The 15445-nt window shown below is 73.5% G+C and carries 12 protein-coding genes; 6 read left to right on the top strand and 6 right to left on the bottom strand.

Annotation, left to right across the window (positions count from 1 at the left end; all coding sequences use genetic code 11):
* Both CNQ36_RS11195 and CNQ36_RS11190 read left to right on the top strand, forming a co-directional pair.
* Entirely contained in the window at window positions 1–774 is a 774-nt protein-coding gene (locus tag CNQ36_RS11195) for an IclR family transcriptional regulator (RefSeq protein WP_121545883.1), read from the top strand.
* The gene (locus tag CNQ36_RS11190) at window positions 771–1625 is read left to right on the top strand and encodes an SMP-30/gluconolactonase/LRE family protein (protein ID WP_121545882.1); all 855 of its coding nucleotides are present in this window, start codon (window positions 771–773) and stop codon (window positions 1623–1625) included. The genes CNQ36_RS11195 and CNQ36_RS11190 overlap by 4 nt, the downstream gene beginning before the upstream one ends.
* 64 nt (window positions 1626–1689) lie before the next feature.
* On the opposite strand, the gene CNQ36_RS11185 is transcribed toward CNQ36_RS11190, so the two are convergent.
* Genes CNQ36_RS11185 through CNQ36_RS11170 form a run of 4 tightly spaced genes read right to left on the bottom strand, consistent with a single transcriptional unit; the run spans window position 1690 to window position 6019 of the window.
* On the bottom strand, window positions 1690–3090 hold the full coding sequence (locus CNQ36_RS11185; protein WP_121545881.1) for an FAD-dependent monooxygenase: 1401 nt from the start codon (window positions 3088–3090) through the stop codon (window positions 1690–1692).
* Window positions 3080–4285 (bottom strand): MAB_1171c family putative transporter, encoded by a 1206-nt coding sequence (locus CNQ36_RS11180; protein ID WP_121545880.1) that lies wholly within the window; start codon window positions 4283–4285, stop codon window positions 3080–3082. The genes CNQ36_RS11185 and CNQ36_RS11180 overlap by 11 nt, the downstream gene beginning before the upstream one ends.
* A gap of 31 nt (window positions 4286–4316) precedes the next feature.
* Window positions 4317–5501, bottom strand: coding sequence for an MAB_1171c family putative transporter (locus CNQ36_RS11175; protein ID WP_121545879.1), 1185 nt, complete (start codon window positions 5499–5501; stop codon window positions 4317–4319).
* Window positions 5498–6019, bottom strand: coding sequence for a toxin (locus tag CNQ36_RS11170; RefSeq protein ID WP_121545878.1), 522 nt, complete (start codon window positions 6017–6019; stop codon window positions 5498–5500). The genes CNQ36_RS11175 and CNQ36_RS11170 overlap by 4 nt, the downstream gene beginning before the upstream one ends.
* A gap of 358 nt (window positions 6020–6377) precedes the next feature.
* Between CNQ36_RS11170 and CNQ36_RS11165 the strand changes: the two genes are divergently transcribed.
* The 4 genes from CNQ36_RS11165 to arfA are packed head-to-tail and all read left to right on the top strand — an operon-like array spanning window position 6378 to window position 11078.
* Complete coding sequence (locus CNQ36_RS11165; protein WP_121545877.1) at window positions 6378–7736, top strand: extracellular solute-binding protein; 1359 nt, start codon at window positions 6378–6380, stop codon at window positions 7734–7736.
* Window positions 7733–8674, top strand: coding sequence for a carbohydrate ABC transporter permease (locus tag CNQ36_RS11160; RefSeq protein ID WP_121545876.1), 942 nt, complete (start codon window positions 7733–7735; stop codon window positions 8672–8674). Before CNQ36_RS11165 ends, CNQ36_RS11160 begins: the two co-directional genes overlap by 4 nt.
* Entirely contained in the window at window positions 8671–9534 is an 864-nt protein-coding gene (locus CNQ36_RS11155) for a carbohydrate ABC transporter permease (RefSeq protein ID WP_121545875.1), read from the top strand. Before CNQ36_RS11160 ends, CNQ36_RS11155 begins: the two co-directional genes overlap by 4 nt.
* A gap of 38 nt (window positions 9535–9572) precedes the next feature.
* Window positions 9573–11078 (top strand): arabinosylfuranosidase ArfA, encoded by a 1506-nt coding sequence (arfA, locus tag CNQ36_RS11150; protein ID WP_121545874.1) that lies wholly within the window; start codon window positions 9573–9575, stop codon window positions 11076–11078.
* Between the two features lie 43 nt (window positions 11079–11121).
* On the opposite strand, the gene CNQ36_RS11145 is transcribed toward arfA, so the two are convergent.
* Window positions 11122–13962, bottom strand: coding sequence for a glycoside hydrolase family 35 protein (locus CNQ36_RS11145; protein ID WP_121545873.1), 2841 nt, complete (start codon window positions 13960–13962; stop codon window positions 11122–11124).
* Window positions 13963–14081: 119 nt separating this feature from the next.
* Window positions 14082–15308, bottom strand: coding sequence for a PucR-like N-terminal domain-containing protein (locus CNQ36_RS11140; protein ID WP_121548428.1), 1227 nt, complete (start codon window positions 15306–15308; stop codon window positions 14082–14084).
* Window positions 15309–15445: the final 137 nt, after the last annotated feature.

The raw sequence follows: 15445 nt of genomic DNA, 5'->3' as shown, positions 1-15445 counted from the left end.
GTGGGACGCCTCGTACCAGCCGTGACCCGGGCTCTCGACATTCTCGAGCTCTTCCTCGACGGGGACGGGACGCTCTCCGCCCCGGACATCGTGCGCCGCCTCCAGCTGCCGCGCACCACCGTCCACGAGCTGGTGACCACCCTCGCCGCCCGGAAGTACATCGTCCCGGTGGCCGGCCAGCCCGGACGCTACCGGCTCGGCGTACGCCCGTACCAGCTCGGCGCCCGCTACGCCGAGCACCTCGACCTCGCCGCCGAGGGCCAGCAGGTCGCCCGCTCGGTCGCCGAGACCTGCGACGAGACGGTGCACGTGGCGATCCTGGAGGACACCGACGTCATCTACATCGCCAAGGTGGACTCCACGCACGCCGTGCGCATGGTGTCGGCGGCGGGCCGCAGGCTCCCCGCCCACTGCACCTCCGTCGGCAAGATGCTGCTGGCCTCCCTCCCCGAGCACGAACTCACCGCGCGCCTGCCCGACGACGCCGAGCTGATCGCGATGACCCCCAACAGCATCACCGACCCGGCCGCCCTGCGCGAGACCCTTGCGGAGATCCGCGCCCGGGGCGTGGCCGTGGAGAGCCGCGAGTCCAACCCGGACGTCTCCTGCGTCGCCGCCCCCGTGCGGGACCGCACCGGACAGGTGGTCGCCGCGCTGTCCATCTCCGTACCGATGATCCGCTGGACCGACGAGCGGGTGGGCGAGCTGGAACAGCTCGCCGCGAAGGGCGCTGCCGAACTGTCCGAGCGCCTGGGCCACCGGAGCGTCGCATGACCAACGGCTTCGACGTGGCGGTCCGCGCGGAGGCCGCCCTGGGCGAGGGCCCGACCTGGGACGCGGCGGCCGGCCGCCTCCTGTGGATCGACATCCTCGGCTCCCGCGTCCACACCTACGACCCGGCCACCGGCCGGCGCACCGTGCGCCGCACCGGCCAGCACGTGGGCGCCGTCAAGCCCCGCGCGGGCGGCGGCCTCGTCCTCAACCTGCGGGACGGCATCGGCCTGCTCGACCCCGACGGCGCCTTCCGCTGGCTGCACCGCGAGGTCGTCCCCGGCCGCCGCGCCAACGACGCCGCGGTCGCCCCCGACGGCAGCCTCTGGGCGGGCACCATGCGGTACGACGAGGCGCCCTGCGGAGGCACCCTCTCCCGCGTCACCGGCGACGGCACGGTCCGGGTCCTGCTCGACGACGTGGCGGTGAGCAACGGGACCGGCTGGAGCCCGGACGGACGGCTGATGTACTACGTCGACTCGCCCACCCGCCGGGTCGACGTCTTCGACGTCGGCGAGGCGGACGGCAGGATCACCGGGCGGCGCCGCCTGGTGACGATCGAGGACGGGGCGGGCTTCCCGGACGGGCTGTGCGTGGACGCGGACGGCTGCGTGTGGGTGGCGCTGTGGGACGGGGGCGCGGTGCGGCGGTACACGCCCTCCGGTGAGCTGGACCGGGAGATACGGCTTCCGGTGCCGCGGGTCACGGCCTGCGCGTTCGGCGGGCCCGGCCTGCGCGATCTGTACATCACCACGGCGCGGGTGGGGCTGACCTCCCCGCACCCGCTGGCGGGCTCCCTCCTGGTCGTCCCGGAAGCGGGCACGGGCTTCCCCCAGCCGGCCTTCGCGGGCTGAACCGTTCCCGGCAAACGCCGGAGGGGCTGAATTCAGCCCCTCCGGCGTTTCAACGCCCCCACGCTCACACCCCCGTGCGGTCCAGCCCCCGCAGAACCTCCCGCTCACCCGGCGTCAGCGGCGGCTCCGTGGACGGCGGCAGCGGAGACCCGACCGCCGCCGCCAGCAGCGCGTCCGGCCGGAACATCCGCCCCGGCGGCGTCCGCAGACTGGTGACGTCCCAGATCGCCGAGGCCGCCGCGTACGAGCCCGTGGCCGCCCGCGTCATCCGCCGCGTGTACGCCGTCACCACCCGGTCGCCGGCCCCCGGCGCCCCGCCCCGCACCCCCGGATAGAGCACGTCCTGGCCGACGGCCATCGACCACGCCGGGTCCGCCGCGTGCGCCGCCCCCCGCACCACCCGCCGGGCCAGACCCGGCGCGCCCATGCCGCCGCGGGCCAGCTCCCGGTCCAGGACCCGCGCGCCGAACGCGGCGACCGACATGCCGTGCCCGTACGCCGGATTGAACGTGGTCAGCGCGTCCCCGAGGACCACCAGGCCCTCCGGCCACCGCGGCATCCTCTCCAGGTACCGCCGCACATTGCTCGTCGACCGGCTCAGATGCACGTCGGTCAGCGGCTGCGCCCCGGAGATCAGCCGCCCCACGATCGGATCGGGCAGCGCGAGCGTGTACGCGAGGAACCCCTCCGGATCCGCCGGGGGTTCACCGCCCCGCGAGCCACCGCAGCTCACCAGCCAGCGGCCGCCCTCGATCGGCATGACCATCGCACTGCGCGCGGGCCGGGACGCGTACGGGTCGGCCTGCACGATCGTCAGCGGGAACCGTTCCGCCCCGTCCGGCACCCGGTACACGCGCGACGCGTTGACCAGGCCGGAGTCCACCGCCCGCTCCTGGACGCCGCTCAGCCCGAGCCCGTCCAGCCAGCTGACGATCCGTGTGCCGCGCCCGCTCGCGTCGACCACCAGGTCCGCCTCGAGGTCCGTATCCCCGCCGGGCGCCGCGATCCGCACCCCCCGCACCCGTGACGCGGAGCCGGCCAGCCCCACCACGGCCGCCTTGCGGATCTCGACGGCGGTCTGCTCCCTCACCGCCGACCGCACCACCCAGTCGACCAGGGCCCGGCTGCACGTCACCATGACCGGCCCCTCGCGCCGCCACCGCCGCAGCCAGCCCTCCGAAGTCAGCGCCAGCATGCCGGAGTTGAGCGGGATCTCGTGCGCCCCGGCGGCGAGCAGCCGCTTGCGCGGCCGTACGCCCGGCAGCAGTTCCTCCATCGCGTCCATGCCGCCCGCCATCAGCAGATGCGCGTGCCGCCCCTGCGGCAGCCCCTTGCGGTGCTCCGGCCCCTCGGGCAGCTCGTCCCGGTCCAGCACGACCACCTCGTCCGCTCCCGCGCGGGACAGGACGGCCGCGGCCAGCATGCCGGCCAGGCCGGCACCGATGACGACAGCTCTACGCGACATGGGGCTCCTCGGGTTCGCTCACGGATCCGGTCAGGGAGGACGGCGCCGCGCCGTCCCGCGCGGCGGGCGGACGGTGCAGGGCCTGGGCCAGTTCCACCAGTCCGCCGGTGCCGGAGACCTCGGTGGCGTGCAGCCGGTACGTCCCCGGGGTCTCGGGCGGTTCCTCGCGGGCGGCGGCCCGGCGCGCCGCGTCGGTGAGCATGGCCGCCTCCGACACGAGACGCGCCTCGTGGGGGGAGCGGCCCGCGCGCAGGGCGTCGTCCCGCACCCGCTCGCGGACCCGGTGGTCGAAGTACGGCGCCAGCGCCAGCAGCGCGTCGTGGATCGACACCTCGCGCCACTGGAGCCGCGCCTGCGGCAGCTGCCACCAGGTGGCCGGCGGCTTGGGCGCGGTGGACGCCGACCGCACCAGGTACCACAGCGGAGCCAGCCGCCGGTAGTCGGCCAGCCCCCGCCAGTGGGCGACCGCGGACGGCTGGAGCCTCGGCAGCGCGAACCCCGCGGAGCACAGCAGCGCGGCCAGCGAGGCCATCGGCGGGGCGAGCGTGGTGGACAGGAAGTCCAGGTCGTGCCCCGCCCAACGGGCCACCACCGCCGTGTACTTGGCCAGCTGGAACCCCACCAGGTCCAGCAGCGCCCCCACCAGGATCAGCCGCAGCCCGGTCCGCAGCACCCCGCCGACCTCGCGCCCCCACTTGACGCAGACGGCGCACATCACCAGCATCGCCGCGCTGTGCCCGAGCAGGTAGAGCAGGATCATCTCCCGCATGAACGGGGTGTTGGCGTAGTAGGTGTCGAGGTCGGTCAGCCGCTCGGTGTCCGCCTCGGCGAGCAGGAACAGCACGACGATGGCGACCACCAGCACCCCGTACGCGGCGACGCTGCGCAGCACCATGCGCCGCACCCGCTCCCGGGACCCGCCCCGCCAGTGGATCAGCAGCACCAGCACGGAGCAGCTGTACGCGGAGAGCATCCCGTAGGTCAGCGGGGCCCCGAAGTTGGGGACGCCGGTGAGCGCGTTGACGGTGCCCAGGGTGGCCGGCGCGGCGCACACCAGGACCAGGGCGCCCAGGACGATCGCCGCGCAGGTGGACAGGGTCAGCGGGTTGCGCCGGGCGGCCGTGCGCGGGCGGCGGAACAGCACCACGGACGTCATCCCGAACACGAAGGCCGCCAGATAGACCACGAGACTCATGCCGGACGGCTCCTTCCGCCCGGGCCCCGGCTCACGCGGTCCCCGCCGGGGCCGTGCCGCTCGGCACCGCGGCGGGCTCAGGCAGCGGGGCCGTGCCGGCCACCGCGTCCGCGATCCGCACCAGGGCGGCCGGGCCCGGCACCCGGCCGAGCGGCCGGCCGGCGCCGTCGGGCGGCGGGACCCGGTGACCCGGATCCGCCTCGGCCCGCACCGCCGCGCCGATCACCGCCGCCCACGCGGCCGCCTCGGCCCGGTCCTCGTCGCCCGTCGCCGCCAGCGCCCGGGACCGGGTCCGCTCGTACAGCCCGGCGTCGAAGTAGGCGTCCAGATGGCTCAGCGCGTTGTGGACGCTGGTCTGCCGCCACACCAGACGGGTGGTGGGGGAGGCGAGCCGGGGCCGGGGCAGCCGCAGCGTCCGCCGGGTCAGCAGATCGTCCAGCGCCCGCTCCAGCGGCTCGAGGCGGGCGTACGTCCGCCGTGCCCGCCGTGCCTCGGCGACCCGGGGCGCCACCAGCGGCACCAGCACCCCGACCACCGTCAGCAGGGCGCCCAGGCCGGCGGCCGCCGGGGAGACGGCGGTGCCGAGCGCCGACCAGTCCTCCCCGGCCCAGCGGGCGCCCACCGCGATCAGCTTGGCCAGGCTGTACCCGGCGCCGCACAGCGAACCGGTGCCGAGCAGGACCAGCCCCGCCCGCAGCCCGCCGCGCACCCGGCGCGCCCAGCGCAGCGACGACACCGTGGTGACCGTCACCGCCGCGAGGTGCGCGACCAGGTACAGCACGATCATCTCGGCGATGAACGGGGTCGTCGCGTAGTAGGTGTCCAGGTCGGTGCGGCGCTCCACGGGCGCGTCGCCGAGGGCGAAGGTCACCGCGATGCCGAGCACCACCCCGGCGTAGGCGAGCATCCAGCGGCGGGCGGTGCGGTGCACCCGGGGCCCGCCGCGCCAGCGCACGATGAGGACCTGGGAGGCGGCGCAGTACCCGGTGATCGCCGCGTAGGTGAGGGGCGCCGCGAGGTTCGGCACCCCGCCGATCCGGTTGACGGCGCCGACCGTGGGCGGCGCCCCCAGGAAGAAGCACAGCCCCGCCAGCCCCAGTACGGCGCAGATGGACCGCAGATACGGGTCGCGCCGGTGCCGCAGCAGATCGGGGGCCTTCACCAGCAGCCCGGCCCACAGCACGCCGCAGCTGACGTAGTTGACGAGGCCGCTCATCTCTTCGTCCCGCGGTGGTTGAGCGCGGCCCCGATGCGTCCGGCGAGGTCCGGGGGACTGCCGGGGGCGCCGCCCTCGGCCGCGTACACCGAGTCGGTGGAGGCCTCCAGCCAGATGCGCAGCCGGCGGCCCATCAGCATGCCGAAGCGGTCGGCCTCCTGCTCCTCCGCCAGGCTGAAGTCGGTGCGCGCGGCGACGGTCACGGGCTGCCCGTCGGCGGCCGAGTCCGCCTCCCGGCGGTTCATGTGCCACACCTCGTGGCAGAAGATCACGATCTGGTGCCACACGGCGGCCCGCTCGTCCACCACCACGTCGTCGTGGCCCTCGCGCTCCAGCCACAGCCCGCTCGCGGTGTGCGGCGGGAACGCCGCCCGGTGGACGACCACGTCACGTCCGCGCCACGCGCTGACGGAGGCGACCAGGGCGTCGAAGAGCACCTCGGGATCGGCCGGGACGGCCACCTGGATGGGGTCGATGAGGGCGTCAGCGAGACGACGCATCTCCTTCCTGGTACGCACCGCTGTCTCCCTGTTCCCCTGGGTGTTGCCCGGTCACCTGTGCAATATGCCAAGTCGGGTGCCCTCCCGGCCAGTTCCGGGTGAGGCGCGGTCACTCGGTGACCTTCGGCGGTTCGTTCGTGCGGACGGCGGCCGGGGCGCCGGCCGGGACCGCCGCCGCACGCAAGGCCGTTCGAGCCTACGCGGCCCGGCGTGTCCGCGTCATGCGTGTGCGGCACACGAAAAAGTCCCGTCCCGGGTTCGCGTCCGAACCATTGACGTGAAAGCGCTTCCCACCTACGGTCCCGTTCGAAGTTACGGGCGTTATTCGATATGTCGAACAAGCCGAACGATCCATCTCGAGCAGATGAGGCAGGGCATGGGACGACCTGGCCTGAATCGCAGGCAATTCCTCGCCGGAGCAGGCGGGTTGACGGTCGCCGGGAGCTTCGGCTTCGCGGCGCTCGGGACCGGGGCCGACGCGCTCGCCTCCGGAGCCGACACCCGGGTGCGCTACTGGAACCTCTTCAGCGGCGGCGACGGCTACAACATGATCGCGATGCTGGACTCCTTCCGGGCGGCCCACCCCGGCATCGACGTGAAGGACTCCACCCTCCAGTGGGGCAGCCCCTTCTACACCAAGCTCGCCATGGCCGCCGCGGGCAACCGCGCCCCCGACCTCGGCGTCATGCACCTGGGCCGCGTCACCGGCTTCTCACCCGGCCGCCTCCTGGACCCCTGGGACGTCGGCCTGCTCGCCGAATACGGCGTCAAGGAGAGCGACTTCAACCCCGAGCTGTGGAAACGCGCCGTCGTCGACGGCAGGCTCTACGCGCTCCCCCTCGACATCCACGTCCAGCTCTGCTTCTACCGCAAGGACGTCCTGAAGAAGGCCGGACTGCTCGGCGCCGACGGCAGGTTGACGCCGGTGACGTCGGTGGACGAGTGGTTCGACGTGCTCAAGGAGGCCAGGAAGGCCACCGCGAAGGGGCTGCAGACCATCGGCCTGTGGCACAACGACCAGAACTTCCAGTGGTGGTTCTTCGTCGCCTTCTACACCCAGCTCGGCGGCACCTGGTTCGACGAGGCCAACACCGAGGTCACCTTCGACACCGACAAGGCCACCCAGGTCCTGGAGTTCCTCCGCCGGCACGTCGGCGACGGCTACGCCAACCCGGGATTCGGCGGCGGCGCGGGCGCCGAACAGTTCGTCAACGGGGCCCCCTTCGTCTGGGAGGGCAACTGGTCCGTGCCGGTCTTCGACACCGCGAAGGTCGAGTACGGGGCGACACCCCTGCCGCCGGTCTTCGGGAAGCAGGCCACCCACGCCGAGTCGCACGCCTTCGTGCTCCCGCACCAGTCCGGCCGCGGCGGCGCCGCCAACGAGGCCGCCCACCGGCTCGCCGTCCACATCGTGCGGCACGCCCGGCAGTGGGCCGCCGGCGGACACATCCCCGCCCACACCCCCACCCTGTCCACGGACGCGTACCGGAAGCTCGAGCCGCAGAGCGAGTACGTCTCCGCCATGGACCACCAGGCCACCGAGCCCAAGGTCTGGTTCGCCGGCTCCACCGGCATCCTCGCCCAGCGCGTCGGCCCCGTCGTCGTCTCCTCCACGACCGGATCCGCCGCGCCGGACACCGCCGCCGGCCGGATGAAGAGCACCCTCACCCAGCTCCTCGCCATGAAGAACCCCATGGACGGCCGCACCGCCGCGCAGGGAGGTGCCGTCGCATGACGACGACCAGCGCAGGGACCGTCATCCGCCCGGCACGCGCGCACACCGCCGCAGCCGGCGCCGCCCCCCGCCGCAGGCAGGGCTTCCAGCACGGCGGCTGGTTCATCGCCCCGTTCCTCGCCCTGTTCGCGCTCTTCGTGGTCTGGCCGCTGCTGCGCGGCGTCCACCTCAGCCTCACCGACGCCAACATCTCCGGCGACGGCGCACGCTTCGTCGGCCTCGACAACTACCGCGAGGCCCTCGACGACCCCCTGGTGTGGGACTCCCTCGGCCACAGCGCCTGGTTCACGCTGCTCGTGGTGCCCTGCATCACCGTCCTCGCCTTCCTCCTCGCGATGCTCGCCCACCACATCGAACGCGGGAAATGGCTGTGGCGGCTCTGCTTCTTCCTGCCGTTCCTGCTGCCGTCCACCGTCGCCGCCAACCTCTGGCAGTGGCTGTTCAACCCCGGCACCGGCATGATCAACCACGTCTTCGGCCTCGACACGCCCTGGCTCACCGACAAGTCGTACGCCATGCTCGCCATCGTCCTCGCCACCCTGTGGTGGACCGTCGGCTTCAGCTTCCTGCTCTACCTCGCCGCCCTCCAGGGCATCCCCGCCCACCTCTACGAGGCCGCCAAGCTCGACGGCGCGGGCGCCTGGCAGCGCGCCGTCCACATCACGCTGCCGATGCTGCGCCACATCACCGGCCTGGTCGTCGCCCTGCAGATCCTCGCCTCGCTCCAGGTCTTCGACCAGGCCGTGGTGATGCAGGACTTCCTCCCCGGCCCCGAGGAATCCACCCGCACCTTCGTGCAGTACACCCTCGAACAGGGCTTCACCAGCTACCGCGTGGGCTACGCCTCCGCCGTCTCCATCATCTTCTTCGTGATCATCGCGGCCGTCGCCCTCGCCCGGATTTGGCTGCTGCGCAACCGTGAGGAGGGCGGCCGATGACCACCGCCGCACCGCAGAAACCGGTCGGGCAGCGCAAGGCCTGGACACCCGGCCAGATCGTCCTCACCCTCCTCGGCACCGCCGTCTCCGCCGTGTTCCTGGCCCCGCTTGCCTGGGCCCTGTTCACCTCGCTCAAGTCCGAGACCGAGGCCGTCGAGGTACCCCCGCACTGGCTGCCGCGGGACTGGACCGGCCAGGCCTGGTCGGCGCTCCTCGAGAACGGCAACATCACCAACTGGTTCGTGAACTCGCTGGTGGTGTCCGTGTGCGTGACGGCGATCGTGCTGGTGGTCAGCGCACTGGCCGGATACGGCTTCGCCCGCACCGAGTTCCGCGGCAAGGGCGTCCTGCTGGGCGTGGTGATGGCCGGCCTCATGGTCTCCCCGGCGGTACTCGGCGTCCCCCTCTTCACCACCGTCCAGCAGATGGGGATGGTCGACACCTACTGGGGCATGATCCTGCCGCAGTGCGCGCCCGCCGCGATGGTCTACATCCTCTACAAGTTCTTCCAGGGCGTCCCGCGCGAACTGGAGGAGGCCGCCTTCATCGACGGCGCCGGCCGCTGGCGCGTCTTCCTCACGATCGTCGTGCCGCTCTCCCGCCCCTCGCTCGCGGCGGTCGGCATCTTCACCTTCATCAGCTCGTGGAACAACTTCCTGTGGCCCTACATGGTCACCAACAACCCCGACCTGATGACCATGCCGAACGGCATCGCGACCGTCATGAACTCCTACGGCATCCAGTGGGCCCAGCTCATGGCCGGCGGCCTCATGGCCGGCCTGCCGCTGATCGTCGTCTTCGTCTTCTTCCAGCGCCAGATCGTGGCGGGCGTCGCCCACACCGGTCTGGCCGGCCAGTGACCGCCACGCCCCGACGCACCCCGCACCGAGAGGACCCCATGCGCACCGCCCGCTTCACGCTCGACCCCGCCTTCACCGTCGGCGAAGTCAACCCCCGTCTCTTCGGCTCCTTCGTGGAACACCTGGGCCGCTGCGTCTACACCGGCATCTTCGAACCCGGCCACCCCGCCGCGGACGCGGAGGGCCTGCGCCAGGACGTCCTGGAACTGGTCCGCGAACTCGGCGTCACCGCCATCCGCTACCCCGGCGGCAACTTCGTCTCCGGCTACCGGTGGGAGGACTCCGTGGGCCCCGTCGAGGACCGCCCCCGGCGCCTCGACCTGGCCTGGCGCTCCACCGAGACCAACCGCTTCGGCCTCTCCGAGTACATCGCGTTCCTGAAGAAGATCGGCCCCCAGGCCGAGCCCATGATGGCGGTCAACCTCGGCACGCGCGGGGTCGCCGAGGCCCTCGAACTCCAGGAGTACGCCAACCACCCCTCCGGGACGGCCCTTTCGGACCTGCGCGCCGAGCACGGCGACAAGGACCCGTTCGGCATCCGCATGTGGTGCCTCGGCAACGAGATGGACGGCCCCTGGCAGACCGGGCACAAGACCGCCGAGGAGTACGGCCGGCTCGCCGCCGAGACCGCCCGCGCCATGCGCCAGATCGACCCCGGCGTGGAACTCGTCGCCTGCGGTTCCTCCGGCCAGTCCATGGACACCTTCGCCGAGTGGGAGGCGACCGTCCTGCGGGAGACCTACGACCTGGTCGACCACATCTCCCTGCACGCCTACTACGAGCCGCTCGACGGCGACGTCGACTCCTTCCTGGCCTCCGCCGTCGACATGGAGTCCTTCATCGAGAACGTCGTCGCCACCTGCGACCACGTCGGCGCCCGCCTCAAGTCCAAGAAGAAGATCAACCTCTCCTTCGACGAGTGGAACGTCTGGTACCTGTCCCGCACCGAAGCCCAGGTGAGCGCCCTCGACTGGCCCGAGGCCCCGCGCCTGCTGGAGGACAACTACAGCGTCACCGACGCCGTCGTCTTCGGCTCGCTCCTGATCGCCCTGCTCCGGCACGCGGACCGGGTCACCGTCGCCTGCCTCGCCCAGCTCGTCAACGTGATCGCCCCGATCATGACCGAGCCCGGCGGCCCGGCCTGGCGGCAGACGACGTTCTTCCCGTTCGCCCAGGCCTCCCGGTACGGGCGCGGCGAAGTCCTCGACGTCCGCGTGGACTCGCCGACGTACCCGACGAAGAAGTACGGCGAGACCGACCTGCTGCACGCCACCGCGGTACGCGCCGAGGACGGCACGGTCACCGTCTTCGCCGTCAACCGCGGCCGCACCGAGTCCCTGTCCCTCGACATCGCCCTGGGCGGCCTCGGCCTCACCGAGGTCGTCGAGCACAGCGTCCTCGCGGACGCCGACCCCGACGCCCGCAACACCCTCGCCGAGCCCGAGCGGGTCACCCCGCACACGGCCGAGGGCACGACCCTGGCCGACGGCCGGCTCGGCGCCGTGCTGGAGCCGCTCTCCTGGAACGTGATCCGGCTGGCGTGAACCGCGCCCGGCGGTGGGCCCGCCCTTCCGGCTCGCCGCCGGATCACCTCCCCGGCGAGTCCACCGCCTCCACCGCGACGCCGCCCTGCGCCGCGCCCAGCAGCGTCAGCCGCACCTCGCCCGGCCCCGCCGGCGTGGTGCCGTCGGACAGCACCGCCAGGGCCAGTGTGTTGGGCCCCCGTGTGCGGAGGATCCCGTTCGGCAGGACGAAGGTGTGCTGCGGGCCCACATCGTTGATGTACTGGCCCAGGTTCCAGCCGTTGAGGAAGATCTGGACCCGGTAGGCGCGCTCCGGGTCGTCCTCGAGGGTGAGCCCGACCGACGCGTCCACGTCCGGATCGACGTCCAGCCGGAACTCCGTCCGGTACCAGGTCACGCCCTGCCGCCGGCCCTCGCGCGGGAACCCGGCGGACCGCCACTCCCCGTCGTCGAACCCCGGCAGGTGCCAGCCCTCCCGCTCCCCGTGCAGCCCGCCGTCGTTGAGCGGCCCGCGCACCCGGTCCGGCGACCCGGCGCCCCGGATCCGCCACTCCACCTCGCGGGAACCGCCCTCGAACCGGACGGACACGAGCCCGCGCGCGGCCTTGTACGCGCCCCCGGTCCCGTCGCCCCCGTCGTGCTGCATCGGCCGTACCAGCACGGACAGCACGTGCGGGCCCTTCCCGCGCAGCTTCTTCGGCACGGCGAAGGACGCCGTCGCCGTCCAGGTGCCCCGCCCCGCCGTGTCCCCGTCCGGCACCGGCATGCGGTGCGTGCCCAGCGGACGGCCGTCCAGCCAGGCCATCAGCAGCCCCTGCGTACCGGTGCTGTAGGAGAGCGACACGGTCTTCAGGCCGCGCGTGTCCTCGAACCGGCCCCGGTACCAGACGTCGCCGTGGTGGAAGCCGTAGTCGTCCGCGAAGAGCACCGGACCGCCGTCGGGCACCGGCGTGGTGCTGTGCGACGACGTGCGGTCGGCGGCCGTCCAGTCCGAGTCGTCGAAGCCGGACCCGGACTCCGGGTTCTCCGCCCGCCGGCGCCAGCCGTCCAGCGCGGGCAGCCGCACCTCCGGCACGCCCGGCAGCAGCCCCTCCATCACCAGGCTGCCGGCGCGGCTCACCTGGGTGCGCACCTGCCGGCCGTTCCAGGTCACCGCGGTGATCCCGCGCGGCACCCACACCTCCAGGCCGGTCTCGCCGACGAGGTCGCCGACGAGGTGCGCGGTGGCGCCGCGCAGGGTGACCGAACGCAGCAGCGCCGGACCGTAGACCAGCATCGAGCCGGACGGCGTCTCGTAGGGCCACAGGCGCAGCGCCGTCGCGTCGTCGGCGAACAGCAGCACCATGGGCGTCTCGGAGTCCCCGCCCACCAGCAGCACCCGGCTCAGCCCGCCGGGGCCCAGCGGCACCACCACGTTCAGCCTGCCGCGGTCGTAGGACCAGCCGGGCTCGTCGTCCAGCCGGTAGGTGAGCGGCTCGGAGTCGCACTCCAGCGCGACGTGCGCCGTCTCACCGCTGCGGCCCGCGAACAGGGCGATGTCCTGCCGCCCGACCGTCGTGCTCAGCATGGGCTGCGCGGTGGTGAACGCCAGCCGCCGCCGGCCCAGGGAGAGGCCGGTGACGAGCAGCTTGGCGTCGTGCGCGCCGACGGTGACCGGCACCTCGACGGCGGTGTCCGGCAGCAGCGAGTCCACCGGCTCCGCCGAGTCGTTGCGCAGGACGTACACCTGCGCGCCGGTGTCGGGGTTGGCCAGGTGGCGCACCTTCAGCCGGCCGTCCTCCGCCCGTACCTCCTCCGCCGGGTCCAGCCGGGCGAGATCGGGCACGGACCGCAGCAGATGGCCCAGCTGCTGCGCCGCGGCGATCTCCCGGGTGGGCCGGCGGCCCTCGTCGACGGCCGCCCCGAAGTCGTACGAGGTGTAGACGCCCGGTCCGGGCAGCCAGCCCCAGGAGGTGCCGCCGAACGCCATGCGGACGTTGTGCACGGTGATGCCGTCGGCGAGTCGGGCGAGGTGGCCGCTGCGCTGCTCGGCCGCGTCGTGGGCGCTCCGCACCTCCGCGTACCCCTTGCCGCCGGAGACGGCCCCGCCCCACGGGTCGGCGGCCCCGCCGGCCGCCGCGAACAGCATGCCGGGCGACGGCCGCCCGTCCGGGCGCTCGCCGAAGTGGGCGTCCGTGTGGAACAGCGGCACGTCGATGCGGTCGGCGCGCGCCTTGGCGTACAGGTGGGTCAGGTAGGCCCGCCCGGCCGGATCGCCGTCCGGGACCTCGAACCCGTCCTCGACCTGGTACAGCAGCACGGTGCCGCCGCCGGCGGTGTAGAGGTGCCGGACGGCGATCCGGTTGACGGCGCTCAGCCACTCGTCGACGTGCCGCAGGTACTCCGGGTCGGCGGTCCCCGCAGTGGCGCCGACGGCCGTCAGCCACCCGGGGAGACCGCCGGCGTCGATGTCGGCGGACCCGAGGAAGGGCCCCGGACGCAGGACGACGTACAGCCGCTCCTCGGCCGCCATGCGCAGGAAGAGGTCGAGGTCCCGCACGCCGGTGAAGTCGTGGACGCCGGGCGCGGGGGAGTGGTGGTTCCACGGCACGGGGACGCCGACCGCGTTGTGCCCGTGGGCGCGCAGCTTCTGCAGCACGTCCCGCCAGAGGGACGGGCTGGGCAGCCGGAAGGGGTGCATCTCGCCGGACCACAGCACCAGCCGCCGGCCGTCGACCAGCAGGGAGTACGCGTCGTGGCCGATCCGGTGGCGCCTGCCGTCCGCTCTCGGCGGAGGGGGCGGCGGGCCCGTCGGCACGCTGCGGGGCCCGTGCGTGCCGGTCGCCGCCCCGCCGCTGCCGGCCAGCGCGAGACCGAGCGCCGCCGTACCGGCCAGGGCGGTGAACGTACGCCTGCTGAGCTCCAAGGGAGCGCCTCCTGCTTGTGCTGCCACACGGGGTGCCGGTGGGTCATTGTCCATGAACCGGCACCCCGCCGTTCACACGAGGCCTCCGTTACGCCCGTTTCCTCCCGTGCCGGCGTGGCTCATCTGCCCGCGGGAGCGCTCCCGTCGTCGCGGTCGCGCAGGTGGAGGGAGCGCAGCGCCACCTCGAGGGCGAAACGGTGTTCGGGGTCGGCGAGCCGGTCGCCCAGCCGGGCGTCCAGACTGCGCAGGCGGTAGCGGACGGTCTGGGCGTGCACGCCCAGGATCTCCCCGACCTGCTCGGCGGGCGCCCGGGTGGAGATGTGCACCCGGAGCGTCTCGACGAGCCGGTCGCGCCGGCTGGCCGGCAGCCCGTCCAGCGGGGCCAGCTCGCGGGCCGCGAGGTGGCCGACGAGGGCCGGGTCGGAGAGCAGCCACAGCGTGGTCAGATGGTCCTCGCAGCGGATCAGCGGGGCGTCGGGGACCACACCGTCGTCGACGAACTGCAGCACCCGGCGTGCCCAGCGCAGGGAGTCGGCGGCCTGTGCGAGCGGCACGGTCAGACCCACCACGGCGCGGGCGCCGGCCAGCGCGGGGCCGAGCGTCTCGAGGCGCTGCGGGGTGAGGTCGCCGGGGACGAGCAGATGCGGCTGCGGGATGTCGAAGTCGGCGAGGACGTCGCCGTCGAGGGCCGCCTGGACGTGGTCCGGCACCGGGGGGCGGAGGGCGAGGAGGGTGCACGTCCGGGGCAGTTCCCAGGCGGCGGCCTCGCACAGCTCGGAGACGGTCGTCTGGGGCGGCGCGGACGAGGCCAGGATCAGGTGCAGCAGCTGTCTTCGTAACGCCGACACCTCGGTCGCGGCCCGCTCCCGCACCTCCGCGTAACCCTCACGGGTGACCGTCTCGAGTTCCTCGATGTAGGCGAAGAGGGCGTCGGCGAAGGCGAGGATGAGGGCGGGGGAGAGGTTGTGCTGCCTCCCGATGGTCTTGGCCCGGCGCAGCGCGACCCGGGCGCCGAGCCGGTAGGCGCTCTGCAGGGTCTCCAGGTCGCGGCCCTCGTACGCCTCCACCCGGCCGAACCGGCGCAGCAGCTGGTCCCGGAGCTCCGCGCTCCTGCCCGGGTCGGCGACCCGGTCCACGAAGGCGACCAGCGCCTGTTCCACGCCCTGGCGGATCGCGGTCCCGTCCGGGCCGTTGAGCAGCCGGCCGTACACCGGGTAGGCGCGGGTGACCTCGGCCCGTATCTCGTTGAGCAGCGCGGGCAGTTGCGGCCGTATGAAGGCCGCGAACTGCCTGGGTAACGGCTCGAGCGGTTCACCGGCCAGCAGGGGCCGGGTGGTTGCGGGCATGAGTGACCCCTTGCTCTCCGACGTGTCCGGCGGGGGGTGGGCCGTCCGGGCGCCGTCCGCCATCCGGCCGGACGGCGCCCGGACCGCGCCACCGCGTCGCGACGGTCCTGGAGCGCTGAAACTAAATCAGATTCCTT

Origin of the sequence: Streptomyces fungicidicus (genome assembly GCF_003665435.1) — a bacterium.
GTDB classification, from domain to species: Bacteria; Actinomycetota; Actinomycetes; order Streptomycetales; family Streptomycetaceae; genus Streptomyces; species Streptomyces fungicidicus.
This window is presented reverse-complemented; position numbering and strand designations above follow the sequence as displayed.